This is a genomic window from Rhodohalobacter barkolensis, from assembly GCF_002834295.1.
Taxonomy (GTDB): domain Bacteria; phylum Bacteroidota; class Rhodothermia; order Balneolales; family Balneolaceae; genus Rhodohalobacter; species Rhodohalobacter barkolensis.
On sequence record NZ_PISP01000001.1, the window covers coordinates 216516 to 242411 of the forward strand.

The 25896-nt window shown below is 42.4% G+C and carries 16 protein-coding genes and 1 tRNA gene; 15 read left to right on the top strand and 2 right to left on the bottom strand.

The genetic code is table 11. The features are described from left to right. Nucleotides 1–45: 45 nt before the first annotated feature. Entirely contained in the window at nucleotides 46–297 is a 252-nt protein-coding gene (locus CWD77_RS00830) for a hypothetical protein (protein WP_101071303.1), read from the bottom strand. A gap of 317 nt (nucleotides 298–614) precedes the next feature. Between CWD77_RS00830 and CWD77_RS00835 the strand changes: the two genes are divergently transcribed. The 9 genes from CWD77_RS00835 (at nucleotide 615) to CWD77_RS00875 (ending at nucleotide 14871) form a co-directional block, all read left to right on the top strand. Then, on the top strand, nucleotides 615–1082 hold the full coding sequence (locus tag CWD77_RS00835; RefSeq protein ID WP_240596579.1) for a DUF4175 domain-containing protein: 468 nt from the start codon (nucleotides 615–617) through the stop codon (nucleotides 1080–1082). A gap of 16 nt (nucleotides 1083–1098) precedes the next feature. Continuing rightward, nucleotides 1099–1974: a transporter family protein gene (locus CWD77_RS00840; protein ID WP_101071305.1), complete on the top strand. Its 876-nt coding sequence runs from the start codon at nucleotides 1099–1101 to the stop codon at nucleotides 1972–1974. Nucleotides 1975–2005: 31 nt separating this feature from the next. Beyond that, nucleotides 2006–2458, top strand: a complete 453-nt coding sequence (locus CWD77_RS00845; RefSeq protein ID WP_101071307.1) for a DUF2267 domain-containing protein — start codon at nucleotides 2006–2008, stop codon at nucleotides 2456–2458. 123 nt (nucleotides 2459–2581) lie between these two features. Next, nucleotides 2582–2788, top strand: coding sequence for a dodecin family protein (locus tag CWD77_RS00850; protein WP_101071309.1), 207 nt, complete (start codon nucleotides 2582–2584; stop codon nucleotides 2786–2788). Nucleotides 2789–2863: 75 nt separating this feature from the next. After that, nucleotides 2864–3301 (top strand): MamS/MamX family magnetosome protein, encoded by a 438-nt coding sequence (locus CWD77_RS00855; protein WP_101071311.1) that lies wholly within the window; start codon nucleotides 2864–2866, stop codon nucleotides 3299–3301. A 63-nt stretch (nucleotides 3302–3364) separates the two neighbouring features. After that, entirely contained in the window at nucleotides 3365–3688 is a 324-nt protein-coding gene (locus CWD77_RS00860; RefSeq protein WP_133120142.1) for a GlsB/YeaQ/YmgE family stress response membrane protein, read from the top strand. A 153-nt stretch (nucleotides 3689–3841) separates the two neighbouring features. Then, entirely contained in the window at nucleotides 3842–12547 is an 8706-nt protein-coding gene (locus tag CWD77_RS00865) for a GH36-type glycosyl hydrolase domain-containing protein (protein ID WP_101071314.1), read from the top strand. A gap of 267 nt (nucleotides 12548–12814) precedes the next feature. After that, on the top strand, nucleotides 12815–13975 hold the full coding sequence (locus tag CWD77_RS00870; protein WP_101071316.1) for a chemotaxis protein CheB: 1161 nt from the start codon (nucleotides 12815–12817) through the stop codon (nucleotides 13973–13975). Between the two features lie 41 nt (nucleotides 13976–14016). Beyond that, complete coding sequence (locus CWD77_RS00875; RefSeq protein WP_101071318.1) at nucleotides 14017–14871, top strand: universal stress protein; 855 nt, start codon at nucleotides 14017–14019, stop codon at nucleotides 14869–14871. Between the two features lie 95 nt (nucleotides 14872–14966). On the opposite strand, the gene CWD77_RS00880 is transcribed toward CWD77_RS00875, so the two are convergent. Then, nucleotides 14967–15050: transfer RNA gene (locus CWD77_RS00880), tRNA-Leu, on the bottom strand. 317 nt (nucleotides 15051–15367) lie between these two features. Between CWD77_RS00880 and CWD77_RS00885 the strand changes: the two genes are divergently transcribed. The 6 genes from CWD77_RS00885 (at nucleotide 15368) to CWD77_RS00910 (ending at nucleotide 25849) form a co-directional block, all read left to right on the top strand. Beyond that, nucleotides 15368–16801, top strand: coding sequence for a sugar porter family MFS transporter (locus tag CWD77_RS00885; RefSeq protein ID WP_101071319.1), 1434 nt, complete (start codon nucleotides 15368–15370; stop codon nucleotides 16799–16801). Between the two features lie 193 nt (nucleotides 16802–16994). Beyond that, complete coding sequence (gene nagB / locus CWD77_RS00890; RefSeq protein ID WP_101071321.1) at nucleotides 16995–18899, top strand: glucosamine-6-phosphate deaminase; 1905 nt, start codon at nucleotides 16995–16997, stop codon at nucleotides 18897–18899. 196 nt (nucleotides 18900–19095) lie between these two features. Beyond that, a complete protein-coding gene (locus CWD77_RS00895) occupies nucleotides 19096–19641 on the top strand; it encodes an RNA polymerase sigma-70 factor (protein WP_101071323.1) in 546 nt (181 codons plus the stop codon). An 81-nt stretch (nucleotides 19642–19722) separates the two neighbouring features. Further along, a complete protein-coding gene (locus CWD77_RS00900) occupies nucleotides 19723–20778 on the top strand; it encodes a FecR family protein (protein WP_101071325.1) in 1056 nt (351 codons plus the stop codon). A 65-nt stretch (nucleotides 20779–20843) separates the two neighbouring features. After that, complete coding sequence (locus CWD77_RS00905; RefSeq protein WP_240596581.1) at nucleotides 20844–24419, top strand: SusC/RagA family TonB-linked outer membrane protein; 3576 nt, start codon at nucleotides 20844–20846, stop codon at nucleotides 24417–24419. Between the two features lie 26 nt (nucleotides 24420–24445). Beyond that, complete coding sequence (locus CWD77_RS00910) at nucleotides 24446–25849, top strand: RagB/SusD family nutrient uptake outer membrane protein (RefSeq protein ID WP_101072892.1); 1404 nt, start codon at nucleotides 24446–24448, stop codon at nucleotides 25847–25849. Nucleotides 25850–25896: the final 47 nt, after the last annotated feature.

The following is a 25896-nucleotide window of genomic DNA, read 5'->3' on the forward strand; positions in this document are numbered from 1 at the left end:
AGAGTGTAATATTATCTCCATTCGCACTTGTCAAGTTATTTGAAATCATTCAATGTCAACTTTTTGAACATTAACGATATAAATTACTTCCTCATCTTTAATTTCAATTTCCCCATCAATTACCTGGAAAGCTTCACCGGCTCTGAATGGGAGATTTGCTTCTTCTAAAATGTCTGTTGATCGATCTACCGCAATTGCCCCGCCTTCATTCTCCCATTTTTGCTGAAGTTTGTAGTAGGCTGCGGTCTGTTTTGGCACGTCCAATATGATTCTTAGTTGCTTTTCGTAAGGTCCCATAGCTGTGATTTTTTAATGATTCATTCTAAATCAATACTTCACACTTAACACTGATTTTTTTCTAGTTAGAATGATAATAAAAGTTATTGTTCTGATATGTGCATCACAACTGATCTGATCATCAGGATTAACCAACTGTGAGTGTAGGTAATTTGCTGAGTAGGCATTGTTACTAACCCTTTCCGGGAAAAAACACTACACATGAATTCTCTTCTCTATTACAAATATGAGTGGTTTAGATGGTATGAAGTGTCTATAAAAGTACTCAACTTGAAAATGTGATATAAACTTAGTGAACATAATCAATGGAGAATAAAATGATCAAAATAGTAAGCAAATCGGCCGCACTGATTTTGGTGCTGTTGATCTCTTCTATGCCGCTTGCCGCTCAGCAAACCGGACAGCAAATGCAGCAACAACAGATGAGACAACATCAGGAGATGCAGGATATGATGCAGCGAATGAACCAAATTATGGAAAGAACCCAGGCGATGACACAGGACATGAATCGCCGGATGGAGCAGGCTCAAAATGAGCAGATGCGAAATCAGTTCCAGATGATGCATCGTTTTGGCGAGCAGATGAGTATGACCCTTGGCAATATGAAAAATGCTGCTGAGAGATGCGATCTGATGCTGCAAAACAGAGAAATGATGCAGAACCGTGATATGAGGCAAGACATGGAGAACATGCAGAAGCATCTTTCTGAAATGACAGAACGAATGGAAGAAGCAGTTCAAACCATGGAACGGATGACAACCAGATTACGCGAACACCAACAATAAAAATCAGGGTGTCGGGATGATGAGAGGAATCGGATTGAGTGGCATCTACATACTGACAGCCATTCTGATAGGCGCAGGGAGTTGCATGTCGGCTTATGCTCAAAAAGTGAGTTATTCGGGCGGTGTGCAACTCTCTTCCGGTTCCTACTATTTTGAGGAAAGTACCCAAAGTTTCTATCTGTTTAACGGTATGTCTATACAGTCGAACCATTTTACGCTTTCATTTCAGGTACCGTTTGTAGTTCAAAGTTCACCCTGGGTTTCATATAGCACGATTGGTGGATTGCCAACCGGTGGTACCGAGCACGGAGTGGTTGAAAGAAGTGGAAAAGGCGGTGGCTCAGGCCCAGGGCAGGGCATCCATCGGGAGCCTATCATACTGGCAGATACCACACAGTACACAAGAGCAAGTTTCAGTGACCCATCAATTAGCAGCGGTTATCGGTTCTATCGCAGTTCAAACGGCAGATCTACACTCTATTTGAATGGACAGGTTAAAGTACCTATTGCAGATCCCGCCGGTGGTTATGGCACGGGATCATGGGATACTGGACTCGGACTGTCGGCTTCCAGGGGGTTAGAGTCTATGTGGATCATATCTGCCGATTTGATGCATTGGTGGCTGGGAGATTTGGACGACATGAAGTTGAACAATGCACTTGCTTACAGTGTAAGTGCAGGAAAAATGCTGAACAACAGGAAATGGGTCTTAAGTAGTTCAGTTAATGGGTTAACAAGGTTAATAGATGACTTTGATCCTCCCGTTAACATGAATTTTGGTGTGGGTTTGATGCCAAAAGATGATCTGCTATTCAATACATCCCTATCCATTGGGCTGACTAAATCTTCGCCCGATATCGCATTTGGATTGGGTTGGTTGATAAATTTTTAGAGATTAAAATTTAATTGAAAGTGAGGGTAAAATGAGCATTCAGGTTAATTTTGAAAAGCACTGTAAAGAGGCAGATGAATGGATGGTGGAAATAGCGGAGCAGATGGGATATCCTGATCGATCTGACTGGGCATATGGTACATTGAAGACTGTATTGCATGTACTCAGAGACCGAACAACCGTTGAAGAGGTATTTCAGTTATCCGCACAGCTGCCGGTTTTGATACGTGGTATCTATTTTGAAGGATATAAACTATCCGGTAAACCTGATAAAATGAATGCCAAAGAGTTCATGTCCAGAATTAAGAAGGATCTGGGAAATAGCAATCCGATCACAGCAGAGGAGGCGTTCAGGGTTGTTCTGGAATTACTGTATGAAAAGACATCAACGGGTGAGATGGATGACATTCGCGGACAGATGCCAAAAGCTATTCAGCAAATTTGGAATAAGTATCGTCCCTTGGAAATGAGTGATGATTTTTGAACATAGTTTAAAACTCTTGAGAAAACCTTACACATGGATCATTGATTTGCCTTAAACACATGGTATAGGAGATTCATTAATTACAAAGTACATTCAAACAATAATAAAAAACAGGGAGATGTCATGTCACTAGCTAAAGTAATCGAAGTGATCGCCGAAGGGAATACAATGGAAGAAGCCGTGAAAAATGCTGTTAAACATGCTTCGGCAACGGTAAAGAATATAAAAAGCGTGTACTGCGAAAATATGCAGGGAATTGTTGAAAATAATAAGGTTGTGAAGTTCAGGGTCAATGCAAAAATCACTTTTGTTGTAGGCGACAAAGATTAAAAAGTAAAGCTGCACAAACGAGATAGTAAAATTAGGTATTAATAAGCATTCAAAAGAGAAATCTGTGAGGTTTTTATGAGAACAGGAAAGATTGAAATGGTGGCCGGAGGTGTAATTTTAGCAACATTAGCCGGTGCTACAATAGCAGGCCTTCAATATCGGAATCGGATGAAAATCTACAACAGAAAGTTCGATCCCGATGCGGTAGAAGAGTTTAAAGGCCGAATAGAAGAGATGTTGTACAGCGGTGGCGAAAATGGAGAAGACAAAGGAGTGGAGCTCATCTTGAGATCCGGTGATGAGCTACTATCTGTGCACATGGGTCCCGCCTGGTACATCAAACATCAACCGGAACACTTTAAAGTGGGAGATAAGGTAGTGGTTCGTGGTTCTAAAATTATGCACAACCATGATCAGATCATTATTGCTGAATGGGTTAAAAAGGGTGATTTAACCTTTCGCTTACGGCAAGAGAATGGCCATCCTGCATGGAGTGCTTGGAGTAAAAACTAGGATCAGCGATTTATATGCTTAAATAAAACAGCAAACTTAAATAAGGGGGCCAATATGGAACTGATGACTGGAACATTAATCTATTTCTTTATCTCAATCGGGTTGATTGTTGGTGCAATTAATGGATTTGTAATTGGCCGGGAGGGTGTCTCTTTAAAAGCAAACGTTTTCTGGGGGGTGGTTGGCGCAGTTATTATGGGATATATCGGTGTGATCTTTGGAATAGGAGACGGAGTTTTCTTCTCATTCATAGCAACGTGGCCGTTTCTGTTTCTGATCAATGTATTTCACCGCCACCATGTGGAAGAAGTTCTGGGTGAGACACATGATGCCGAAATTGTTTACGATCATTATTCAGATAAAAAAAGACCTAAACCGGTTTTGTAATTTATTTGTTGGATAACGGTTGCGGACGAAAAAGAATCCTGCATCCGTAATTTCCCCTCAAATATCATCGAGAATTCCTTATTAAGATGAGGGGTAATAAGCGGATATTGAATAAAGAAAAATTCTATTCTTTAAAAGGATTGCGGGAGTGTAATGAGTCAGGAGTCAAAGATTTCCTATAACATTAACTATTTGAAAGAGAGTGCCGCAAATCTTGCTCAGATTCATGCGGCATCAAAATCTTCGAAGCACATACGGCCTGTTAAACCTATTCTTGAAGACTCGAAAAAAGTATTAATTGATGCCTATCGGATACTTTCAGGGCTTGCTAAGAAAAATCAGGATCTGTCGCCGGCTGCCGAGTGGCTAATCGACAATTTCTACATTGTGCAGGAACAGGTAGTTCAGGTGGGTGTAGATTTTCCCCGCGAATTTCAGCGAAACCTTCCTCCCCTGTCAGGTGGCGAACATGAGGGATTGCCCCGTGTTTATGAGTTGGTCATGAACTTCCTAACTCATACGGATAACTTGGTAGATGAAGACGTACTGATCAACTATGTTCAGCACTATCAGCAGTTTGAAACATTGAAATTGGGTGAGATTTGGGCTATTCCGATTATGATTCGGTTGATTCTGATTCAGAAGCTATCAGAGAAAGCTTCCCGGATTTTACAAAGGAAGAAGATCTGGAGAGATGTCCACGAATTAACATCAAAAATTGATGAGAAGGATATTCGGGAACCGGGTATGCTGATCAATAAACTTTCTGAATGGCTCAAAAAATATGAGAGCGGCGGAGAGAAAGTTCTCGTTTTGATTGAGCTCTATAACCAGCTGCAACAGACAGGATTTCTTCAGGATGAGCAGAAAAGATGGTTCATCTACAGGTTTAAGCAGCACGATATTACGATTGATGAAGCCTTGCGATCGGAAGCTCAGCGACAATCGAGGCTGCAGGTCAGCATTCAAAATGCGGTGATTACACTTCGGGAGTCAACTGAAACCGATTGGTCCGACTTTGTTGAAGAGTGCTCAATAGTGGATCAAATTCTTCGACTCGATCCATACGGCGTTTATTCTCAAATGGATTTTGAAACGCGTGATCGCTATCGGCGAACTGTAGAACGAATAAGCCGTCACTCCAAACATTCAGAAACCGATGTGGCAGAAAAAGTACTGATACTTGCAGAAGATCAGGGGCGAATAAATGAAGAGAGCGATGATGATTCTGATCCACTTTTCAATCAATCCATAGTAAAAAAGCACATTGGATATTTTTTAGTAGGTAACGGTTACAGAGAATTGATTTCAGAGCTGGGATACCGAATGCCACTCCGGGAGCGCCTGCAAAAAAAGCTTGAGCAAAACCCATTTTTGTACATCCTCAGTATAATACTCCATACTGTACTCTTAATGGTTGTATTGTGGTATGTAACGGACGCCTTCAGTGAATCGATTTTTATTGCAACCAGTGTTTTGTTGATTTCTCTTTTTCCAGCATTAGATCTTTCAGTTGCGGCAATGAATCGATTTTTTGTTTTTTTACTGCCGCCCAGAAAGTTAAATAGAATGGATTTCGAAGATCGAATTCCTGATCAATCCAGAACCATGGTTGTGGTGCCTACTCTCTTCTCCTCGCCGGATGATGTTAGAGATCAGCTGAGTCGCCTTGAAATCCGGTCGCTTGCGAACCCTCATCCGGGACTACAGTTCGCCCTTCTTTCCGATTTTAATGATTCACCCAATGAAACGGAGCCGGGTGACCGGGAAATCCTGGATACCGCAAAGAGAATTGTTGCGGAAATGAATGAAAAGTATTCTTCGGCTTACGGCGATAAGTTTTTTGTACTGCACAGAGATCGCTTGTGGAATGATTCAGAAGAGGCCTGGATGGGGTGGGAGCGTAAGCGGGGCAAACTGGAAGAGTTTAATATGCTCTTGAATGATCCTGAGACCGAAACATCCTTCTCACTGGTAACAGGGAACCTTATTGACTCCATCCGTAGCGAAGAAGTAAAGTATATCATTACCTTAGATTCGGATACAAAACTCCCGCCCGACAGTGCAATCAAATTGATTCGTACTATTTCGCATCCGCTTAATCAAGCTTACTTCAACCCGGATGAAAAGAGAATTACCTCAGGCTATGCAATCATTCAGCCCAGGATTTCAATTCCTCCCTCATCCGCCAGACAAACCTGGTTTTCAAGGATTTTTTCCGGCAATGTAGGTTTGGATCCTTACTCAACGGCTGTTTCTGATATCTATCAGGATTTGGCCGGTGAAGCTGTATTTACGGGAAAGGGAATCTACAACGTCAGGGCATTTCATGAAGTTTTAAGTGATCGATTTCCAGAGAACCGAATACTTTCACACGATTTGCTTGAAAGCACTTATTTGAGGACCGGACTTGCCTCAGATATTGAGTTATATGATGATTATCCTCAGACTTATGCAAGTTTCAGCAAGAGGGCTCATCGCTGGACACGCGGAGATTGGCAAATTGCGTCCTGGCTTTTTAAGCAGGTACCCGGCCGGGAAGGGGTAGAGAGAAACCGCATGAATATTTTGTCGAAATGGAAGATTTTTGACAATCTTCGAAGATCGTTAAATCCATTTTTTCTTACCCTTTTCTTTATTGCAGGGTGGTTTTTTCTACCCGGATCGGCCTGGCTTTGGACACTCTTTGCATTAGGTATTCTTGCTTTTCCCATTTATGTAAGCCTCTCCACAGATATCATTAATCGTCCCGCAAGAGTTCGCTGGATGCTCTACTGGGAAAAGGTCAGAGCTAATTTAAAGATTAACACGGTACAGGCTCTCTTTACGGTTGTCATACTGCCGCATCATGCTTTAGTACAATTGGATGCTGTTTTCAGGACACTGTATAGGCTTAATTTTTCAAGGAAAAATTTACTGGAGTGGGTATCGGCATTTCAAACTGAATCCAGCAGCCCGAATTCCCTGGGTGCTTATCTGAAGATGATGATCCTACCCATGATTTTGGGAGTCTCAATATTGATTGGGGCTATTATTGTAAATCCCGGTTATCTTTGGGCGATAGCTCCATTTTTTGTGATTTGGGCCGGCAGCCCTTTTTACGTTTGGTATATAAGCCAACCGATTAGGGTTTCGGCAGCCAAGTACGATTTATCGGACGAGTTGAAATTAAGAGAGTATGCCCGCAGAACCTGGTTCTATTTTGAGCGAATGGTTACTGAAGAACACTCCTGGCTGCCACCCGATAATTTTCAGGTGGATCCTCCACTGCCACCCACCGACAGAACATCACCCACTAATATCGGTTTGGCGTTGGTCGCTAATTTGGTAGCGTACAACAGAGGGTATGTTACATATAGTGAGTTTTTGGAGCGAACTGAAAATATGCTGCTGTCTCTTGAAAAGATGGAGCGATATAAGGGACATTTTTTCAATTGGTATCAAACCAAACTGGGTGAAGTACTGAATCCGAGGTACATATCAACGGTCGATTCCGGAAATCTGGCCGCCGGTTTGATTGTGATTAAAGAAGGGGTAAAAGCTGCAGAGAAAGAGCAGGCGCTAAACGAAAAGTTTTGGGAAGGTTTAAAAGACACGGTCCGAACGGTAGAGAATATTTTCAGCCAACTTGAGAAAGAGTGCCCTGAAGTTGATCCCTGTTTTTCGGAAGTAAAAGAGAATACCAAAGCAATTCTGGAAAAAATTGAGTCAAGTCATAAAACCGGACTTGAGCTATTGAAGGAGATTAAAGAGAATGCGGCACGGTTAAGTGCGGTTGACCTATTGCCGCTGGGAAGTCATTTTGATGATCAATACATGCAGGATTTACTCTTCTGGCTTGAAAGTCCACTCAAACAGTTGGAAAAATCGATTGCAGAATGGAAATGCCTGACGGTGGATCCAACGATGGACCTGACTGCACACTCGCCTGAAATGCTGAATGATTTAATGCAAAAAAGAGATGGAAATTCTCAATGTGTGCTATTATTGAATAGATGGAGAGTTCAAACCGAGAATATAGTATCGATTAGTGAAAAACTGATTGATGATATGGATTTTACATTTCTCTACCTGAAAAAAAGAGGATTGTTCAGCATAGGTTTTAATGTGGAGAAAGCACATCTCGACAAGAGTACATACGACCTTCTGGCCAGTGAGGCACGCATTGCATCCTATATAGCGATTGCTAAAGGGGATATTCCTGTGGAGCACTGGTTCAGGTTGAGCCGAAGATTGACGAGCCTCAGCAGTAATGAAATACTGCTCTCCTGGGGTGGTACCATGTTTGAATACCTGATGCCGCTTTTGTTCATGAAGAGTATCGATGAAACTCTCATGGATCAAACCTATAAAAATGTAGTGAGATGGCAGCAGGAGTATGGAAAAAAACAAGGTAAACCATGGGGTTTCTCAGAAAGTGCCTACTATAATTTAAATATCGATATGCACTATCAGTACCGGGCTTTTGGGGCCCCGGGATTAGGGCTGAAACGAGGACTTGCCGAAGAGTATGTTGTTGCACCCTATGCCTCACTTTTATCACTTGCAGTAGATCCGGTTACGTCTATTAAAAATCTGAAGAGAATAGAGAAGAAAGGCGGTTCGGGACTATACGGATTTTTTGACGCAATTGATTTTACACCCTCCAGGATGAATAGCGGAGAGTCGCATAAAGTGGTGAAATCTTACATGGTTCATCACCACGGGATGGGATTGATTGCATTGGAGAATCTTCTGAATGACAACTCAATTCAACACTATTTCCATTCTGATCTTAGAATTCAGGGAAGCGAACTCATTCTGGAAGAGCGTGTTCCAAGGGGTGTGCCGATTAAAGAGCCTCATCCGATTGAAGTTGAGCTGGAACCGGGTGAACAAGAAGCAATCCAATATATTGTAGAGCATGCCGGTATGAACGATCTGGATATTAGCCCGCCTCGTCTTCGAATCCTATCAAACGGTAAGTATTCAACGATGGTAACTCATGCCGGAACCGGAAGTTCACAGTTTCATAACATTGCTATGAACGGATGGGAGCCTGACCCGACAACAGATCCGCTGGGTGTTTATGTATACATTAAAGATACTAACAGCGGTGAATTTTGGTCGGCGGGGCATCAACCTGTTAAACGAAAACCGGATCGGTATGACAGCTGGTTTCACAACGGGAAAATTGTAAACTCCAGAGTTGATGAATGGATTGAGACCACAACGGAAGTTTGTGTTTCGCCGGACTATCCTTTAGAACTTCGAAAAATTACACTAACCAACTATTCCGACAAAGAGAGACATCTTGAGGTAACGAGCTATGCAGAAGTTGTTCTGAATGGAAGGAAAGATCATAATTCACATCCCGCATTTTCTAAACTATTTATTCAAACAGATTACCTGGCTGAGCATCACGCACTACTGGCAAAAAGACGACCCAGAAGTGATAAGGAGTCTCCGATGTGGATGGTTCACACATTTGCAGGAGATGACAGCGAGAACCTCACAAATCCACTTCAGTACGAAACCGAACGTTCAAAATTTATTGGCCGAGGGAGAACACTGAGTCATCCAAAAGCTATGGATTCCAGTTCCAGACTGGAGTGTTCGCTGGGGAATGTTTCCGATCCGATCATGAGTCTTCGAAAAAATATAAGTATTGGTTCTGGGGAGAAAGTTGTTCTCTCATTTGGGACTGGATATGCCTCTTCAGAACAGGAAGCTATACAGATGGCTGATATGTATGATAATATACTTGCGGTGTTCAGGGCGTTTGATCTGGCCGAAGTTTACAGTTCTGTTGAGCTGAATCATATTGGAATAAAGTCGAAGGACGCTCACTACTTCCAGGAACTGGCATCATACGTAATATATTCTAATCCGAGATATCGGGCAGAATCGGCTCTGTTGCGTGAGAATAGAAAAAAACAGCATGATCTTTGGGCATATGGAATTTCAGGTGATTTGCCACTTGTGATTTTCAAGATCAGTCAGACAGATCAAATTAAGAATCTGAAAAAGATACTGAAAGCTCACGCATACTGGAGATTGAAAGGGCTGGAAACAGAACTTCTCATTTTAAATGATCACGCACCGAGCTACGCAGATGCAGTGCAGGAAGCAATCATTCAGCTGATAGAGTCATCATCTGAGAGAGGATTGATGAATAAATATGGCGGAATTTTTCTTCATCGAACCGATAAAATGCCGCCTGAAGATCTAACCCTGGTTTACAGTGTGGCGCACGCACAGTTCGATCATAAACTGCCCACAAAAGAGGATTTAGTCCGTCATGCGACGGATACAAAGTCATGGCTTTTGAATGATACAGAACCGGAAATCCAGCCGGCTGAAGTGGAATATCGTGATGACAATGAATCTCAACGACCAGTGGAGGACTTACAATTTTACAATGGATTTGGCGGCTTCAGCAGCGATGGAAAAGAGTATCGCATTCAACTGAACATTGACCCGGATACAAACCGACACATCTTTCCTCCGGCTCCATGGGTCAATATCCTTTCAAACCCGGATTTTGGTTCGTTGATATCCGAAAGGGGAGCGGGATACATGTGGAGTGAAAACAGCCGGGAGAATAAAATCACAACCTGGTCGAACGATCCGGTTATGGATCCACACTCTGAGGCTTTCTACATACGTCATAATGATAGAAGAATATATTGGTCTCCATCTCCGGGACCAGTTCCCGGAAATGGGAATTACGAGGTGGTACACGGTTTTGGCTATACCACATTTCTCCACACGAGTGAGGATTTAAACCAAGAACTAACTCATTTCGTACCACTGGAAAATTCAGTAAAAGTTAGCCGTCTGGTTGTTGAAAATTTGGATAACAAACCAATCTCCCTTTCAATATTCAGATATTTAGACAGGGTATTGGGAGTGAACCGAAACAGCTCGTCAAGGTTTGTTACTTCGAACTATTTACAGGAAATGAACACCTTAATTTCCAAAAATTATTACAATAACGAATTTTCCGGCAGGGTTGCATACTCAGGAGTATTTATGCCGGAAAGTGAGAGTGAAATTTTCTATACGACCGACAGAGAGAGTTTTATCGGCCGGAATCGTTCCCTTGAAAATCCAAATGCACTGTTCAGTTATCAGAATCTCGATAACTCCGAAAGCATGGGATCAGATCCTTGCGCTGCTCTTCAAATGAATCTGGATTTGGACAAAGGTGAGCGTAGAACGATCTACTTCCTGGACGGTGAAGCTAAAACTGAAGAAGAGGTTAAGAATACCCTATCAAAATATCGGGATCCTGAAAATGCAGAATCAGAGTTACAAGCTGTCAAAAAATTCTGGGCCGATAAAGTGGATAAGGTACAGGTTACCACACCGGATCAATCAATAGATCTGATGGTGAATGGCTGGCTGACCTATCAAAATTTATCCAGCAGAATGTGGGGCCGAACGGCATATTACCAGGCAGGCGGTGCTTTTGGTTTCCGGGATCAGCTGCAGGATTCCATGGCTTTGTTGTATGTTGATCCGGCTCTGACCAGAAAACAGATTTTACTGCATGCATCCAAGCAGTTCGAAGAGGGAGATGTTTTGCACTGGTGGCATCCGCCGACCGGAAGAGGGATTCGATCAAAAATTACGGATGATCGGCTCTGGCTCCCTTATGTAACAGAAAACTATGTCCGAGTAACCGGCGACAGAGATATTCTGTCAGAAGAGATCAACTACATCACTTCCCGGGCGCTGGAGGATCACGAACATGAAGTATATCTCACTCCTCAGGTGTCTGGAAAAACCGGTTCACTCTACGACCACTGCTGCAGGGCGATTGATATTTCTTTGCAGTTCGGGCAACACGGACTTCCTTTAATGGGAGCCGGAGACTGGAATGACGGGATGAATCGTGTTGGTGAGGAGGGAAGAGGTGAAAGCGTTTGGCTGGGCTTCTTTATCTACAGCACACTGCGCCGCTTTATTCCGATATGCAAAAAAATGGGTGATAGCGACCGGGCTGAAAGGTATAAGCAAACAGCATCCGAACTCAAAAAGCGATTGAATGATGAAGGCTGGGATGGAGAGTGGTACTTGCGTGCTTTTTATGATGATGGAACTCCACTCGGATCGGTAGAAAATGAAGAGTGTAAAATTGATGCTATATCACAAGCATGGGCCGTTATTTCCGGTGTGGCAACGGGAGAACGGGCTCAACAGTCACTGCTTTCGGCAGAAACACATCTCATTTCTGAATCGGATGGAATAATCCGACTGCTTAAACCTCCGTTTGACAAAACAGATAAAAATCCGGGTTATATCAAGGGTTATATTCCGGGTGTTCGGGAGAATGGAGGTCAATATACTCACGGTGCACTTTGGCTTATAAAAGCAATGGCAGAACTCGGAATGGGTGAAAAGGCTGTCAGCTATTTAAATATGGTAAACCCCATCAATCATTCATCATCCAAAGAGAGAAGTCTTCAGTATAAAGTTGAACCTTATGTGGTTGCTGCCGATGTATATGGTGAGCCGCCACTGACGGGAATGGGCGGTTGGACATGGTACACCGGGTCCGGCGGATGGATGTACCGTGTGATGTTAGAATCTGTTCTGGGTTTCAGTGTGGAGGGGAAATACATACTTCTCAGTCCGGCTATTTCGAAATCATGGAAATCGTACACCATTCGTTATAAGCCGGATGATATCGGAACAGAATACATTATAGATATTCATAATCAAGATCGTGTAGAGTCGGGCAGATTGACAGGGTTAATGGATGAAAAAGAGATATCCGTTAATGGAAAAGTGACCAGGATTAAAGTGGTAAAAGACGGAAAAACACACCGGGTAGAGTTGCAAATCAGTAAAGGAAAAGAAGCTAAAGTATAATTTTAAAAAGTCTGGTTGATTACAAACATACCTGTGAAAACACTACAACTGAATTTTAAGCCTGATGAATAGATAAGCTCCAATCTTTGATAGATTGTAAAACGTATTTTAATTGAAATGAAGTTTTGAAATACTGATTCGAAAGCTCGCTCTTAGCTCACCGATGAATCAAAATGAATGAACTGACTTAAGTCGGAGATTATTCATTATTGCTCAAGTTTAGGCATCAGATTTCAGAGACTTTATAAATCTTTAAATGGAAAAAATATGTCTGGAGAGAAAAAAAGATCATTAAAAGTATTGGTTGTAGACTCACATGTTTTGATTCGTCAAATTTTGGTATCTCTTTTCAGGGAGATGGATGAAATTCAATCCACAATTTCTCTTCATTATAAAAATTCAAACTACATTGAATCTGAAATTAAGCGCATCCAACCGGATATCCTCTTTTTAGGTTTGGATGCCAACCGAAGTGATGAAATTGAGCTGGTGAAGTCGATTCGAAATCACCGGCCGGACATGCCCATCATTATCATGTCGCCATTGAGTGAGAAAGGAGCTTCTACAGCATTACAGGCTTTAAAGTTAGGCGCGGTAGAATTTATTACCAAGCCAGACAGGCATATGGGTATCATGCTTTCCATGCGCCATTTTCGTAAAAGAATAGTTCCTGTGACCAAGATTTTAGGCAAACTGAACCGAGAACTTCTGGCTTCCACCAAAACGTCTGAAGATTCTATACCGGAAGTGAGTAAAGTATCGGATCAAAAATCGCAGCAATTTCTGTCAAATATTGAGTTAGTTGTGATTGCGGGATGTACGGGAGGAGTAAAAGCACTGTATCAGCTTATTTCTGAACTACCTGCTGAGTTGCCGGTTCCAATTGTAATCGTGCAACATCTCCCTAAAATATATACGAGGGCATTTGCATCAGAGCTGGATAAAATTACAGAAATGAATGTAAGAGAGGCGCAAAATGAAAACCCTCTTATTCCCGGTCAAATTTATCTGGCTCCCGGAGGCTATCACACGGTCGTCAAAAATATTGGAAACAGGAAAATTCTTGGCATTCACCGAGGACCAAGAGAGAACAAAAATCGCCCCTCTATTGATGTTTTACTTCGCTCAGCATCTCAAGCTTACAACAGTAAACTGCTCACGATCTTCCTTTCCGGAGGAGGAGTGGATGGATTAGCCGGCGCTAAAAATGTGGTTGAGGCAGGGGGTCAAATTATATTACAAAACCGTGAAAGTGCGCTTTTGTGGAATTTGAATCAGAAAATATTTGATCGGATATCTTCTCTCGATCAACATCCGACTGAAAAAATCAGTCAGGAGATCATCAAACATCTCTATGGGAAAAGAGCATCGAGAAGCCATCGCTATTCAGCTGAAGGTTCAGGTCAATGGGGGTTTAAATCTGTTTAACAAATTAGATAATAAATGAAAACTTATTGGGAGAGACTAAAATGATTAAGAGGATTTTGGTGGCTTTAGATCCGGATGGCGATACTCCTGTGGCAACACGCTACGCAATTCGCCTTGCAAAAAAGTTCGATGCCGAATTGACGGGTTTAGCAGTAGTAGATGTTGGGAATTTGAACACCATGATTGGTGTAGGAGGGTACGGAACCGAGTATGCAGCCAGAGAAGTATGGGTAGAAATGACTGAAGAGACTCAAAAAGTTGCACAGAATTTATTGAATGTATTTAAAAAATCTGTTGAAAAAGAGGGAATAAGACACCGCGATTTAAAGCAACAAGGGGCTTCAGCAGAGTTAATCATTGAAGAGATGAAATACCACGATCTGCTGGTTTTGGGAAGAGATTCTAAATTTTTTTACAGTGAACCTGATAAAGATACACGCACCTTAGCCAAGGTGGTAAAGGGTGGAGTTTCTCCGACGTTAGTTGTCACAGATGAATACAGAGAGATTGAAAATATTATGATTGCATTTGACGGTAGCTCTGCTGCTGCACGATCCTTGAAAGCTTTTGTTCATTTGCTGCCCTATGGGAAAGATATTGAGATTGATCTGGTGAATGTAGCTGATGGTGAATCGAGTGAGGCTATGGAAAAATCAGCAAGCATATTGAAAATGGCTGAAAATTATTTAAAGGCTCACAATTTTAACTATATCATCAAAACTGTATTGGAGAAAGGGGAACCCGGCTTGAGAATTCTGGATCGTCAACTGATGAAGAATCCGGATCTTCTGCTTTTGGGGGCACACTCAGTGTCTGCAGTAAAACGGACAGCATTTGGGTCAACAACGCACTACCTGATTACAAGCACAATGGGTCCGTTGTTTTTAAGTCCATAAATTGCGGTTACTGTCGGAACTGTTTCACTAATGTTTGTACCAAAACAAAAAAGCCTTGCAAGTTATTGACCTGCAAGGCTTTAATTTTTTAACTGTACCCGAGAGAGGACTTGAACCTCCACGCCCGTAAGGGCATACGCACCTGAAGCGCACGCGTCTACCAATTCCGCCACTCGGGCATTTCGAATTGATTTTAGATCCCAAATATAGGAAGCTTTTTACTCTCTTTGCAATAAGAAATTAATTCCCGTAAAAATTATTTCTGATGGGATTTCAGAATTGATTTTCTGTTGTGCTCTATCTCTCAATGGCGGATTGCACATACTGAAATCAATAAAAGTAGAGAGCCGGATTTCAATAAAAATTTTTTAGTTTACAAGCGAAATTTCAGATTAGAATGGGGGCTTTAATTTTTTATCCTGTCTCTATCATGATTTATTCACTCAATGTATTGGATCTATAAACGACGGCTCTACTTTAAAACAAATTTATAAGCATGGATAATAAAAACGTTACGGAAGAGGTAGGAATTGATAATATGGGAAGGGTTATCTTTCTATCAACTATTGCAGCTATTGGAGGTTTTCTTTTCGGATTTGATAGTGGTGTGATCAACGGTACAGTTGGGGCACTGCAAGAGGCATTTAACTCAGATGCTGTCGGGACGGGTTTTAATGTAGCCTCGATGTTACTTGGTTGTGCTCTGGGTGCTTTTTTTGGTGGTAGCCTTGCCGATAAATTTGGCCGGAAACCAATTCTGCTAATTACAGCTGTGGCCTTTATTTTCAGTGCATGGGGATCCGGTGCAGCCGGAAGTTCGACGTTCTTTGTATTTGCCAGAATTCTGGGTGGATTTGCTGTGGGGGCTGCAAGTGTGCTGGTTCCGGCGTACATCAGTGAAATTGCTCCTCCAAAGGTGCGTGGTGCCTTAACCACATTGATGCAGCTGATGATTGTAATCGGTCTGTTTATCGCATTTGTAAGTAACTACAATATTGCCGGAAGTGCCGGTGGTGCAACGGAACCGTTTTGGGGTGGTTTTGATGCGTGGCAATGGATGTTCTGGGTTGAGATGATTCCCGCCGGAATATTCTTTTTAGGCCTGTTGTTTATACCCGAATCACCAAGATATCTGGTTGCAGCCGGTAAACTGGATGAAGCAAGAGCAGTTTTATCCAGCTTGGCTACCGGAGATACTGCTGATGATAAGATCAAGGATATTCAGTCTACTTTAGAGGAAAATCGGAAGCCAAGACTTTCAGATATTATTTCAAAACATACCGGAAAAATTCAGCCGATTATCTGGGTAGGCTTGGGTTTAACAACTCTTCAGCAGTTTACAGGCATCAATGTGGTTTTCTACTATGGAGCAACACTTTGGCAAGCAGCAGGCTTTACAGAAGAAAATGCTTTACTTCAGAATGTGATCAGCGGATCGGTTAACGTGCTATTTACATTTGTGGCTATTGCGCTGGTCGACAAAGTAGGACGTAAGCCACTATTGATGATTGGAGCTTTGGGTCAGGCTGTAATGCTTGGAATATTAGCCTTAATATTTGGTACTGCAGCCGCTACCGATGGTGGTGCACTACAGCTTGAGGGTAATATGGGACTGTATGCCCTGCTATCTGCCAATGGTTATATTGCATTTTTTGCTTTCACATGGGGACCGATTATGTGGGTTATGCTGGGTGAAATGTTCCCTAACCAGTTCCGGGGCGCGGCACTTGCCGTCTGTGGATTAATTCACTGGTTATCAAATTTCACTATTACCATGACATTCCCCGTACTACTGGCGTCTATAGGTCTTGGATTATCATATGGCATTTATGCAGGATTTGGCGTCATCGCATTCTTTTTTGTGAAACGCTATGTGGTTGAAACAAAAGGGCGTACACTGGAAGATATGTCCCGCGATATCCAGAAATAATCGATTTACAACTGCAGCTATTTTGGAGCTGCAGTTTTCTGTGTTTATGTCATCAGATGAATTTCTTTTATAAGCCATTACCGTTCTTAAAGATGTGGTAATGGTTTATTATCATCTGTTTTCAGATCTATAATTTCTTTTGGGCATAAATTTACCAACCACCTTACTATTAATTGTATAAGTACTATATAACATGGATTTGACCGATCATCTTGGGCAGAAAATTTTTGAAAAAATTGATACAACTATCTTTTCTGATGCTAGAGAAGCTTCGAAAGTTGTAGCGAACGAGATAGCCGGTCTTATTCGAGCCCGAAATCAGATTGGACAAAATACAGTTCTGGGCCTGGCCACCGGTTCAACTCCGATCCAGGTATATGGTGAACTGGTTCGGTTACACCGTGAGGAGGGATTAAGTTTTGAAAGGGTAGTAACATTTAATCTGGATGAGTACTACCCAATCCGGCCGGAGGAACTGCAGAGCTACGTGAGGTTCATGAATGAGTATCTTTTTGACCACATTGATATCAAAAAAGAGAATGTTCACATTCCGGATGGTACACTCGAGAGGGAAGATGTTTATAAGTACTGCAAAGAGTACGAGCAGAAAATTGAGCAAGTTGGCGGACTGGATGTCCAGATATTAGGAATCGGCCGAACCGGCCATATTGGTTTTAACGAACCGGGATCGCTCGAAAAAACAAGAACCCGGTTGGTAACACTGGATGAGTTGACCCGGGCAGATGCGGCCGCATCATTTTTTGGTGAAGAGCATGTACCGCGAAGAGCCATTACAATGGGTGTTGGCACCATTCTGAAAGCCAAAAAGATCTATTTAATGGCTTGGGGGGAATCAAAAGCCTCAATTATTCAAAGGTCTGTAGAAGGTGAAATATCGGCCCAGGTTCCTGCTACTTTCCTTCAAAAGCACGAAAACACAAAAGTAATTCTGGATGAAGCGGCTGCTTCCGAATTGACCAGGAGGAAGACTCCGTGGCTGGTTGGTCCTTGTAAATGGGACGATCGAAGAATACGAAAAGCGGTTACCTGGCTAAGTCTAAAAATCAGTAAGCCCATTCTTAAACTTACGGATGAGGATTATAATCAACATGGGATGAGTGATGTAGTTACTGATTACGGTCCTGCATACAATGTTAATATTCGTGTTTTTAATCAGGTTCAGCACACTATAACCGGTTGGCCCGGTGGTAAACCCAATGCGGATGATTCTAACAGACCGGAACGGGCAGAACCATTTCCGAAAAGAGTTTTAATTTTTTCACCCCACCCGGATGATGACGTAATTTCAATGGGAGGTACCTTAATGCGTTTGACGGATCACGGTCATGAAGTTCACATAGCCTACCAGACATCGGGTAATATTTCTGTATACGACAATGAGGCCCTTCGATATGCTGATTTTATTTCCCAGTACAGTTCGAATAAAGCTGAGAAGAACCTATTTGAGAATTTGCTGAATTCAGTGGAAGAAAAAACTCCCGGTGATACAGATTCTGAAGTCATGCTGGAGATTAAAACGAAAATACGTCAGGCCGAAGCGCGTGCCGCATGTCGATATTCGGGCTTGCCTGAAGAGAATATTCACTTTTTAAATATGCCTTTTTATGAAACGGGAAGGGCTAAAAAGAATCATCTCTCTGATAATGATATCCGTTTAATACAAGATGTAATGGAAAAGGTGAAGCCTCATCAGATATATGCTGCCGGGGATTTATCTGATCCGCACGGGACTCACAGAATTTGCTGGGATGCCATTCGTACCGCACTCGAAAATCTTAAAAACGAAGCGTGGATGAAAGACTGTTTTGTCTGGCTGTATAAAGGTGTTTGGCAGGATTGGGATATCAGTGATATTGATATGGCTGTGCCGTTGAGTCCGGATGAGAGGTTGAAAAAACGCCGTGCGATTTTTAAACACGCTTCGCAGAAAGATCAGCCAAAATATCCCGGAGCCGAAAGCCGTGAATTCTGGATGATTGCTGATGAACGAACGATGAAAACAGCTAAACTTTATGATCAGCTGGGACTTGCAGAGTACGACTCTATTGAAGGTTTTACACGCTATATGTTAGACTGATATTTTAAATCTGAATTAAGGTATTGTATCTCAGAAGTAAAAAATCTATTTATAAGACTATTGTGGTTTGGATAATGGTATGTTGTGAATGAAAATTACGGGAATAGCACAACTTATCTCCAATTTTGCTCATTACGATTGTTGAACTATCTAAGAAACTCCTTGTCTACTATTAATTTAACTGGAGCTTACTGAAATGGATGGTGGAGATAAAGCTCATCATAAACTTGTGGAACAAATACGTTCAGGAGATCAGTGTGCTTTTGAAAAACTGTTCCACCTCCATTATGCAAGGCTCTGCGTTTTCTCGAACAGTTACTTAAAATCACTGGACGTGGCCCGGGACGTGGTTCAGGAAGTATTTATTAAAATTTGGGATAACAGAGAAGAGTTTGAAATCCGGCACTCTTTAAAAGCCTATCTATACCAGGCTGTACGGAATCAGTCGCTCAATCATCTTGAAAAAAATAAGCAGAAAATTAGACTGAAAGAGAGCTTAAAAGAGCAGAGGGATCTGCTTCAGGAAGAAGTTCCCACAGATTTTAGTACCGAAGAGCTTACCCAAAAAGTGTGGAAAATTGTTGATGAGCTACCCGAAAGGCGTAAGATGATCTTTATTCTCTACCGTAAACACGGTTTATCTTATAAAGAGATTGCCGAAGTGATGGACATTACTCGGAAAACGGTAGAAAACCAGATGGGGAAATCACTGCAATACCTGAGAGAACGACTCGACTTATAGTTTAATTTTTTCAAGAAAAATTTAAATACAGTGGGGGGATCACCATCTGTCCTTGTCTAAAAAGTAACAAAATTGATATGTATGGTAAATAAAGATGAAATATGGCCGGTAATTGTCAGGTATTTAGATAATACGATGGACAATTACGATTCTAAGAGGCTGGAAGATTGGCTTTCGGAGAGCAATGAAAATAGTAAAATCCTCCACTCGGTTAGTCAGATCTGGAAAGCTTCTGAAGATAAATCTCAGGATATAATAATCCAGGAATTGAATCTCGAAGAGGATTGGAAAAGCATTTCTGATCATATTAACACCTCGGATGAGGAGCAAAAAAAGGCAAGGATACTGAAATTTAAGCGGCTGCGTAAGCGCCAGCAATTTGTATCCCGGTTTATGAAGGTAGCTATTCTGGTACTCGTAGCCGTAGCGTCCGGATTGTTAACACTTCAATACGCTCCGGCACCACAGGAAAAAGATTACGATCCTGTATTTAATGAAATTAGAACAAGTGCAGGGGAGCGTGCCAGAGTTGATCTGGGTGACGGTTCTAAGGTTACACTTAATTCGGCAAGTAAGTTGATTATGCCGGAGACATTCAGTCAAAAAACCCGGGAAGTTGAACTGCAGGGGCAGGCATTTTTTGATATAGAATCCGACAGAAACCGTCCATTTTTGATTCACACTCAGACTGGAGTGATCGAAGTAGTGGGCACATCATTCGACGTTCGCTCATACAGTGAAGATGATCTGATTGAAGTGGTGGTTCGGGAAGGTACTGTAGAAATTAGCCAACAGGATGAGCCGGACCAGAAGCTGATTGTTAATGAAGGATATAAAGGTTCAATCGTAGTTTCTGAAAATCGTCTCAACCTAAAATGGGTTGATGATCTGGATAGCTATTTTGGCTGGATGGAAGGCCGCATAGTTTTTCGTGAAGACCCTTTATATAGTGTATTCCGCCAGATCGAAAGAATCTACGATGTTGAAATAAGTTACATGGGGACGGATGATTCTATTTTAGAAAAAGAATTTTCGGCTGATCTGAAAACAAGGTCAGTCCGTGAAGTGATGGACGTTTTGAAAATGACCATGGACATCGAGTTTGAAATAGAAGATGACCGTGTGATCATTTTATAAAGTTTTGTGTCTCGACAGACATAAAAAGAACAGTAACAGTAACAAATAATCAAAAACCCACGCGTATGAAAACCGTTACGTTGATAAAAGGATTTACTTTCCTGCTATTGATGGTGATGATCTCATCATTGATGCCGGCAAAAGCATCCGTTCAAAATCAGTCTTCGGAGTCTGAGTTACCGCAGTTGGTAACCTATTATTCCGTTAAGAACTACAGTAGTCAAATACCGGAGTTACAATCTTCTATATCTGTTGATTTTCAAAATATCTCAGTTGTGGAAGCGCTTTTCCAAGTTGCCGAAAAAGCAGACCTGGAAATCGCATTCGATTCCGGAATTTTTGACGATGATGATCTGGTAACATTACAGAATAATAAAATCAGTGTAGGTGAATCACTTGAACAGATTTTAAAAAACACCGGATACGAAGCGGTTATAACATCACGCCGCCAAATCATACTTCGCGAAAGAGTTGTGGAAGAGATTGAGGAAGAGGAGTTGATGGTAGATGTTCAGGGACAAGTTGTGGATGCCGAAACCGGTGAGCCGCTGTTTGGTGTTACCGTTTTTGTTGTTGGAACACAAACCGGTACAACTACCGATGCTGAAGGAAGATTTACCTTAACAGTTCCGGATGGTGGCGAAGTTTTGGCTTTTTCATACGTTGGATATGTAAGACAAGAAGTTCCAATTGAAGATGAAACGGAGTTTTTCATTGAAATGAGATCCGATGTGGCCATGCTTGAAGATGTAGTCGTTGTCGGGTATGGTGTTCAGCAAAGAACAGAGGTAACCGGTTCCGTCTCTTCTATAAATGCTGAAACTATTCAGAATAATCCAACTTCAAGTTTTGAAAATGCCCTTCAGGGTCGACTTGCAGGTGTAAACGTAGCAGAATCGACCGGTGAACCCGGAGCTGCTCCTCAGGTGGTTATCCGTGGTACAGGTTCTATTTCTGCGGGTAACGATCCTCTCTATGTAATTGATGGAGTTCCTCTGTCTCAAAACTACAATCAGCAGGGATCTATCGGATCACAGCGGGCGTCTTTTCAACCCCCAAGAGCGAATCCGTTATCAACACTGAACCCGAATGACATTGAGTCGATTGAGGTACTGAAAGATGCTTCTGCAGCAGCTATTTACGGTTCAAGAGGTTCAAACGGTGTAGTTTTGATTACTACCAGACAAGGTAGAAAAGATACTGCACCTCAGGTCAATTTCAGGACTTACTTGGGAGTTCAGACTCCATTTAACGTACCGGAACTGATGAATGCAGAGGAGATTATTGACTACACAAAAGATGCGAGAAATAATACCTATCTGAGAGAGCAGGATCCGACCAATCCTTCCAGCCCATTCTATAACCCGCAGTATGATCCTGATACGAATGCAGGCCGAGAGGCTTCCGGCGCAACGGGTAACCATATCATTCCGGATGCATATGTAAATTGGGACGGAACAGATACAGACTGGCTTGACCTGGTACTGGATCAATCCGTACTTCAAAATTATGATATGTCGGTTAGTGGCGGTTCGTCAAACGTAACCTACTTTTTAGGAGGTGGTTACATGGATCAAACTGGTATAGTAGAGGGTTCCGCATTTAACCGATACTCAATCAATGCGAATCTAAATGCAGACCTTTCAGAAAAAGTTCAGCTTGGACTTACTGTAAATGGAGCCTTTACCGAACATGATAGAAAACCGGCCGGCGCTCCCTACTTCGGAACACCTCCGGGTATTATCTATTCTGCTATGACGCAATCTCCGGTTGTAGATCCATACAACGAAGATGGCACTTATCGTCAGCTGGAGGGAAGTCATAATGACCTTGGTGGTGCGATGACAACAACCAACCACCCGCTTGCTGTAAGAGATTACATTGATGAGCGCATTGCGAATAACAGAATTTACGGTAATCTGAATACCAGATATCAAATACTGGAAAACTTGCAGTTTAAGACAATGGTAGGATATGACCTTGATAACTATCAAAGATCCTATTACCAGGGAACGCAACTCTATTACAGAGGTGGCGATCCAAGACCATTCGGACAATCCTCATCAGCTCAGAGTTTTAACTGGCTGTGGGAAAATACACTGAACTACCAGGCATCTGTCGGTGAAGATCATCGTATTGATGCGGTTGCAGGTTACACTGTTCAAAAGCAGCGTGATGAAAGAAACTCTGTAGAAGCACAGAATTTCCCGGATGATCAGATAAAAACTGTAAACGGTGGCCAAGTAACCAATGGATCACAATTTATAGAAGAGTGGTCGTTGATCTCTTATTTGGCTCGTGTCAATTACGTGTTTAAAGATCGCTATCTCCTTACCGGTACCATCCGTTCTGACAGATCGTCAAGGTTTGGTGCGAATAATCAGACAGGTGTATTCCCATCCGTTTCTTTGGGTTGGAGAATGACACGTGAGCCTTTTATGGCTGATCAGAACTTGTTCAGTGAGTTGAAGCCAAGAATTAGTTACGGTGTTACGGGTAACTTCCTGATTCCTAACTACGGTTCAATCGGTCTGTTGTCGGGTTCAAACTATGTGTTTGATGATCAAATTGTTTCAGGAGCAACTCCTTCAACTTTAGGTAACTCAGAACTTACATGGGAAACCACCAAGCAGTTGAATGTTGGTCTTGACTATGCACTTATGGAGGATCGTATTTACGGTTCGTTTGATTATTACGTGAGTAACACAGAAGATTTACTTCTTGAGGTGAACATTCCTGCAGTTACAGGCTTTACTCGTGCACTAACCAATATCGGTGAAGTTGAAAACAAAGGTTTTGAAGTTCAGCTTACCTCACGAAATATGGTCGGAGCTTTCCAATGGTCAACAGATTTTAACTTCTCTACAAACACAAATGAGGTTAAAAAACTGGGTAACGAAGGAGATCCGATTCTCGTACCGGGTGCTGCCGGAGTTCGACACATCACCCGAGTAGGTGATGCTATCGGTAGCTACTATGGCTATGAAGTTGTGGGCATTTTCCAAACTCAGGATGAGATTGACAATGCACCTGAAGACCTTGAAGGAAACCCAACTCCGGGTGACTTCCAGTTCAGAGATGTGAATGGTGATGGATTTATTGATGCGGATGACCGAACAATCATTGGCAGCTACCATCCTGATTATACATGGGGTTTAACCAACCGCTTTAACTGGAGAAATATCGACTTTAGCTTCTTCCTGCAAGGTGTGGAAGGAAGAGAAGTCATGAACCTTACTGCTCGCCACCTGAAAAACGGTGAGGCCAATTTTGGAAGCTACGCGGTATTGAACGACCGATGGAGGTCGCCTCAAGATCCTGGAAATGGTGAGCATCCAAAAGCTGAGAGAGCTTCAGGCGGTAACAATAACCGTGCTTCATCTTATCAGGTAGAGGATGGTTCATACATCAAACTGAAGAATATCACCTTAGGTTATAATCTTCCTCAGTCGCTCATATCAGACTTTGCACAGAATGTAAGACTGTACGGTTCTGTGACAAATGTTGCGATCTGGACTGATTACAATGGATTTAACCCTGAAGTGAATTTGCAACCCGGTAATGGATTGACTCCGGGCGAAGATTATGGAGCATATCCATTGTCGAGAGCATTTCAGTTTGGTATCGACATCTCCTTTTAATTACAAAAGAAACTATGGTGAATAAAATGAATAAATTAAAAACACTGTTGCTGGTACTGCCGGCACTGATTCTGGTAGTTTCGTGCGGAGATGATTTCACAATTCTTGCTCCGCAATCGGAACGTAACGTTGAGAATTTCTATCAATCAGATACCGATTTTAGAGTGGCCATTAACGGCGCTTATGCAGGTATTGCTGATAACAACCTTTATGGTCGGAATCTTATGCTTCTGCATGAGATGAGATCGGATAACACCTTTAATGGTGGTGGAGCCACAGGTTTGGCAGAATCGTTACAACGAATTACTCGTTTCGATGAGTTGCCCGGATCCACTGAACTGGAAGATACCTGGGCCGGTGGCTATAAAGTGATTGCAAGTGTCAACACAATTCTCAGCAGAATTGATAATGTTGACTTTGACAATCCTGACCTGGCCGATCGAATTGAAGGGGAAGCACTCTTTATCCGTTCACTGGTTTATTACAACCTGGCTGTAACTTATGGAAATATTCCTCTTCAGCTGGAAGAAGTAACCACTCCAAATGTTGAGATCAATCAGGTTTCTGCGGATGTGATTTATGATCAAATCATTACCGATCTGGGAACAGCTGAAGGTCTGCTGCCTGCCTCTTATTCCGGAAGTGATGTAGGTCGTGCCACAAGTGGTGCGGCTTCAACTCTGCTGGGATTGGTTCACCTGACGAATGGTAATTCCGGACTTGCAGAAGATGCACTGCGCCGAGTGGTAGACTCTCAGGAGTATGAACTGGTGCCGGCCTATGCTGATATCTGGGGACCATCCAACGAAAACAATATTGAGTCCATATTTGAGATTCAGTATAAGTCGGGTGGCCAGGGTACAGGAAGTGGCTTCACAGAGTACTACTCTACAGATTTATCAATTTCTGGTGGAGTAGGTGGAGGTAACGTACCTCAGGGAATAAACGATAACCTCTTGGATGCGTATGACGAAACTGATGATGACCGTTTTGAAACGATCGGAACTGACGAAGATGACTTGCCATATTTGAATAAATACGACGCCAGTCAATCCATCGCTTTTGATTCGGATGTCAACTTTATCGTATTCCGATATGCGGATGTACTTCTCATGTTGGCCGAAGCAATCGGTGAGAGTCCGGAAGCATACGACCTGATAGATGAAGTTCGGGAACGTTCCGGGCTGACCACGCCTTCTGCAACCCTTACAGGAAGTTTTGAGGAGATCTTACTCCTTGAACGTCGCCGTGAATTTGTGGGCGAAAATAAGAGATGGCCTGATTTACTCCGTTTTGGAGTAGCTCCGCAGGTGATGGCAGATTTTCTGTCTGATGAAGGATTAACCCCTTCAGATATTCGGTTGCTCTACCCAATTCCTCAGCGCGAACTGGACGCAGCACCCGGACAGCTAACACAGAATCCGCTTTAATATTTCGATTCAATTCCGGGGTGAAAAATTTGTCATCCCGGAAATTG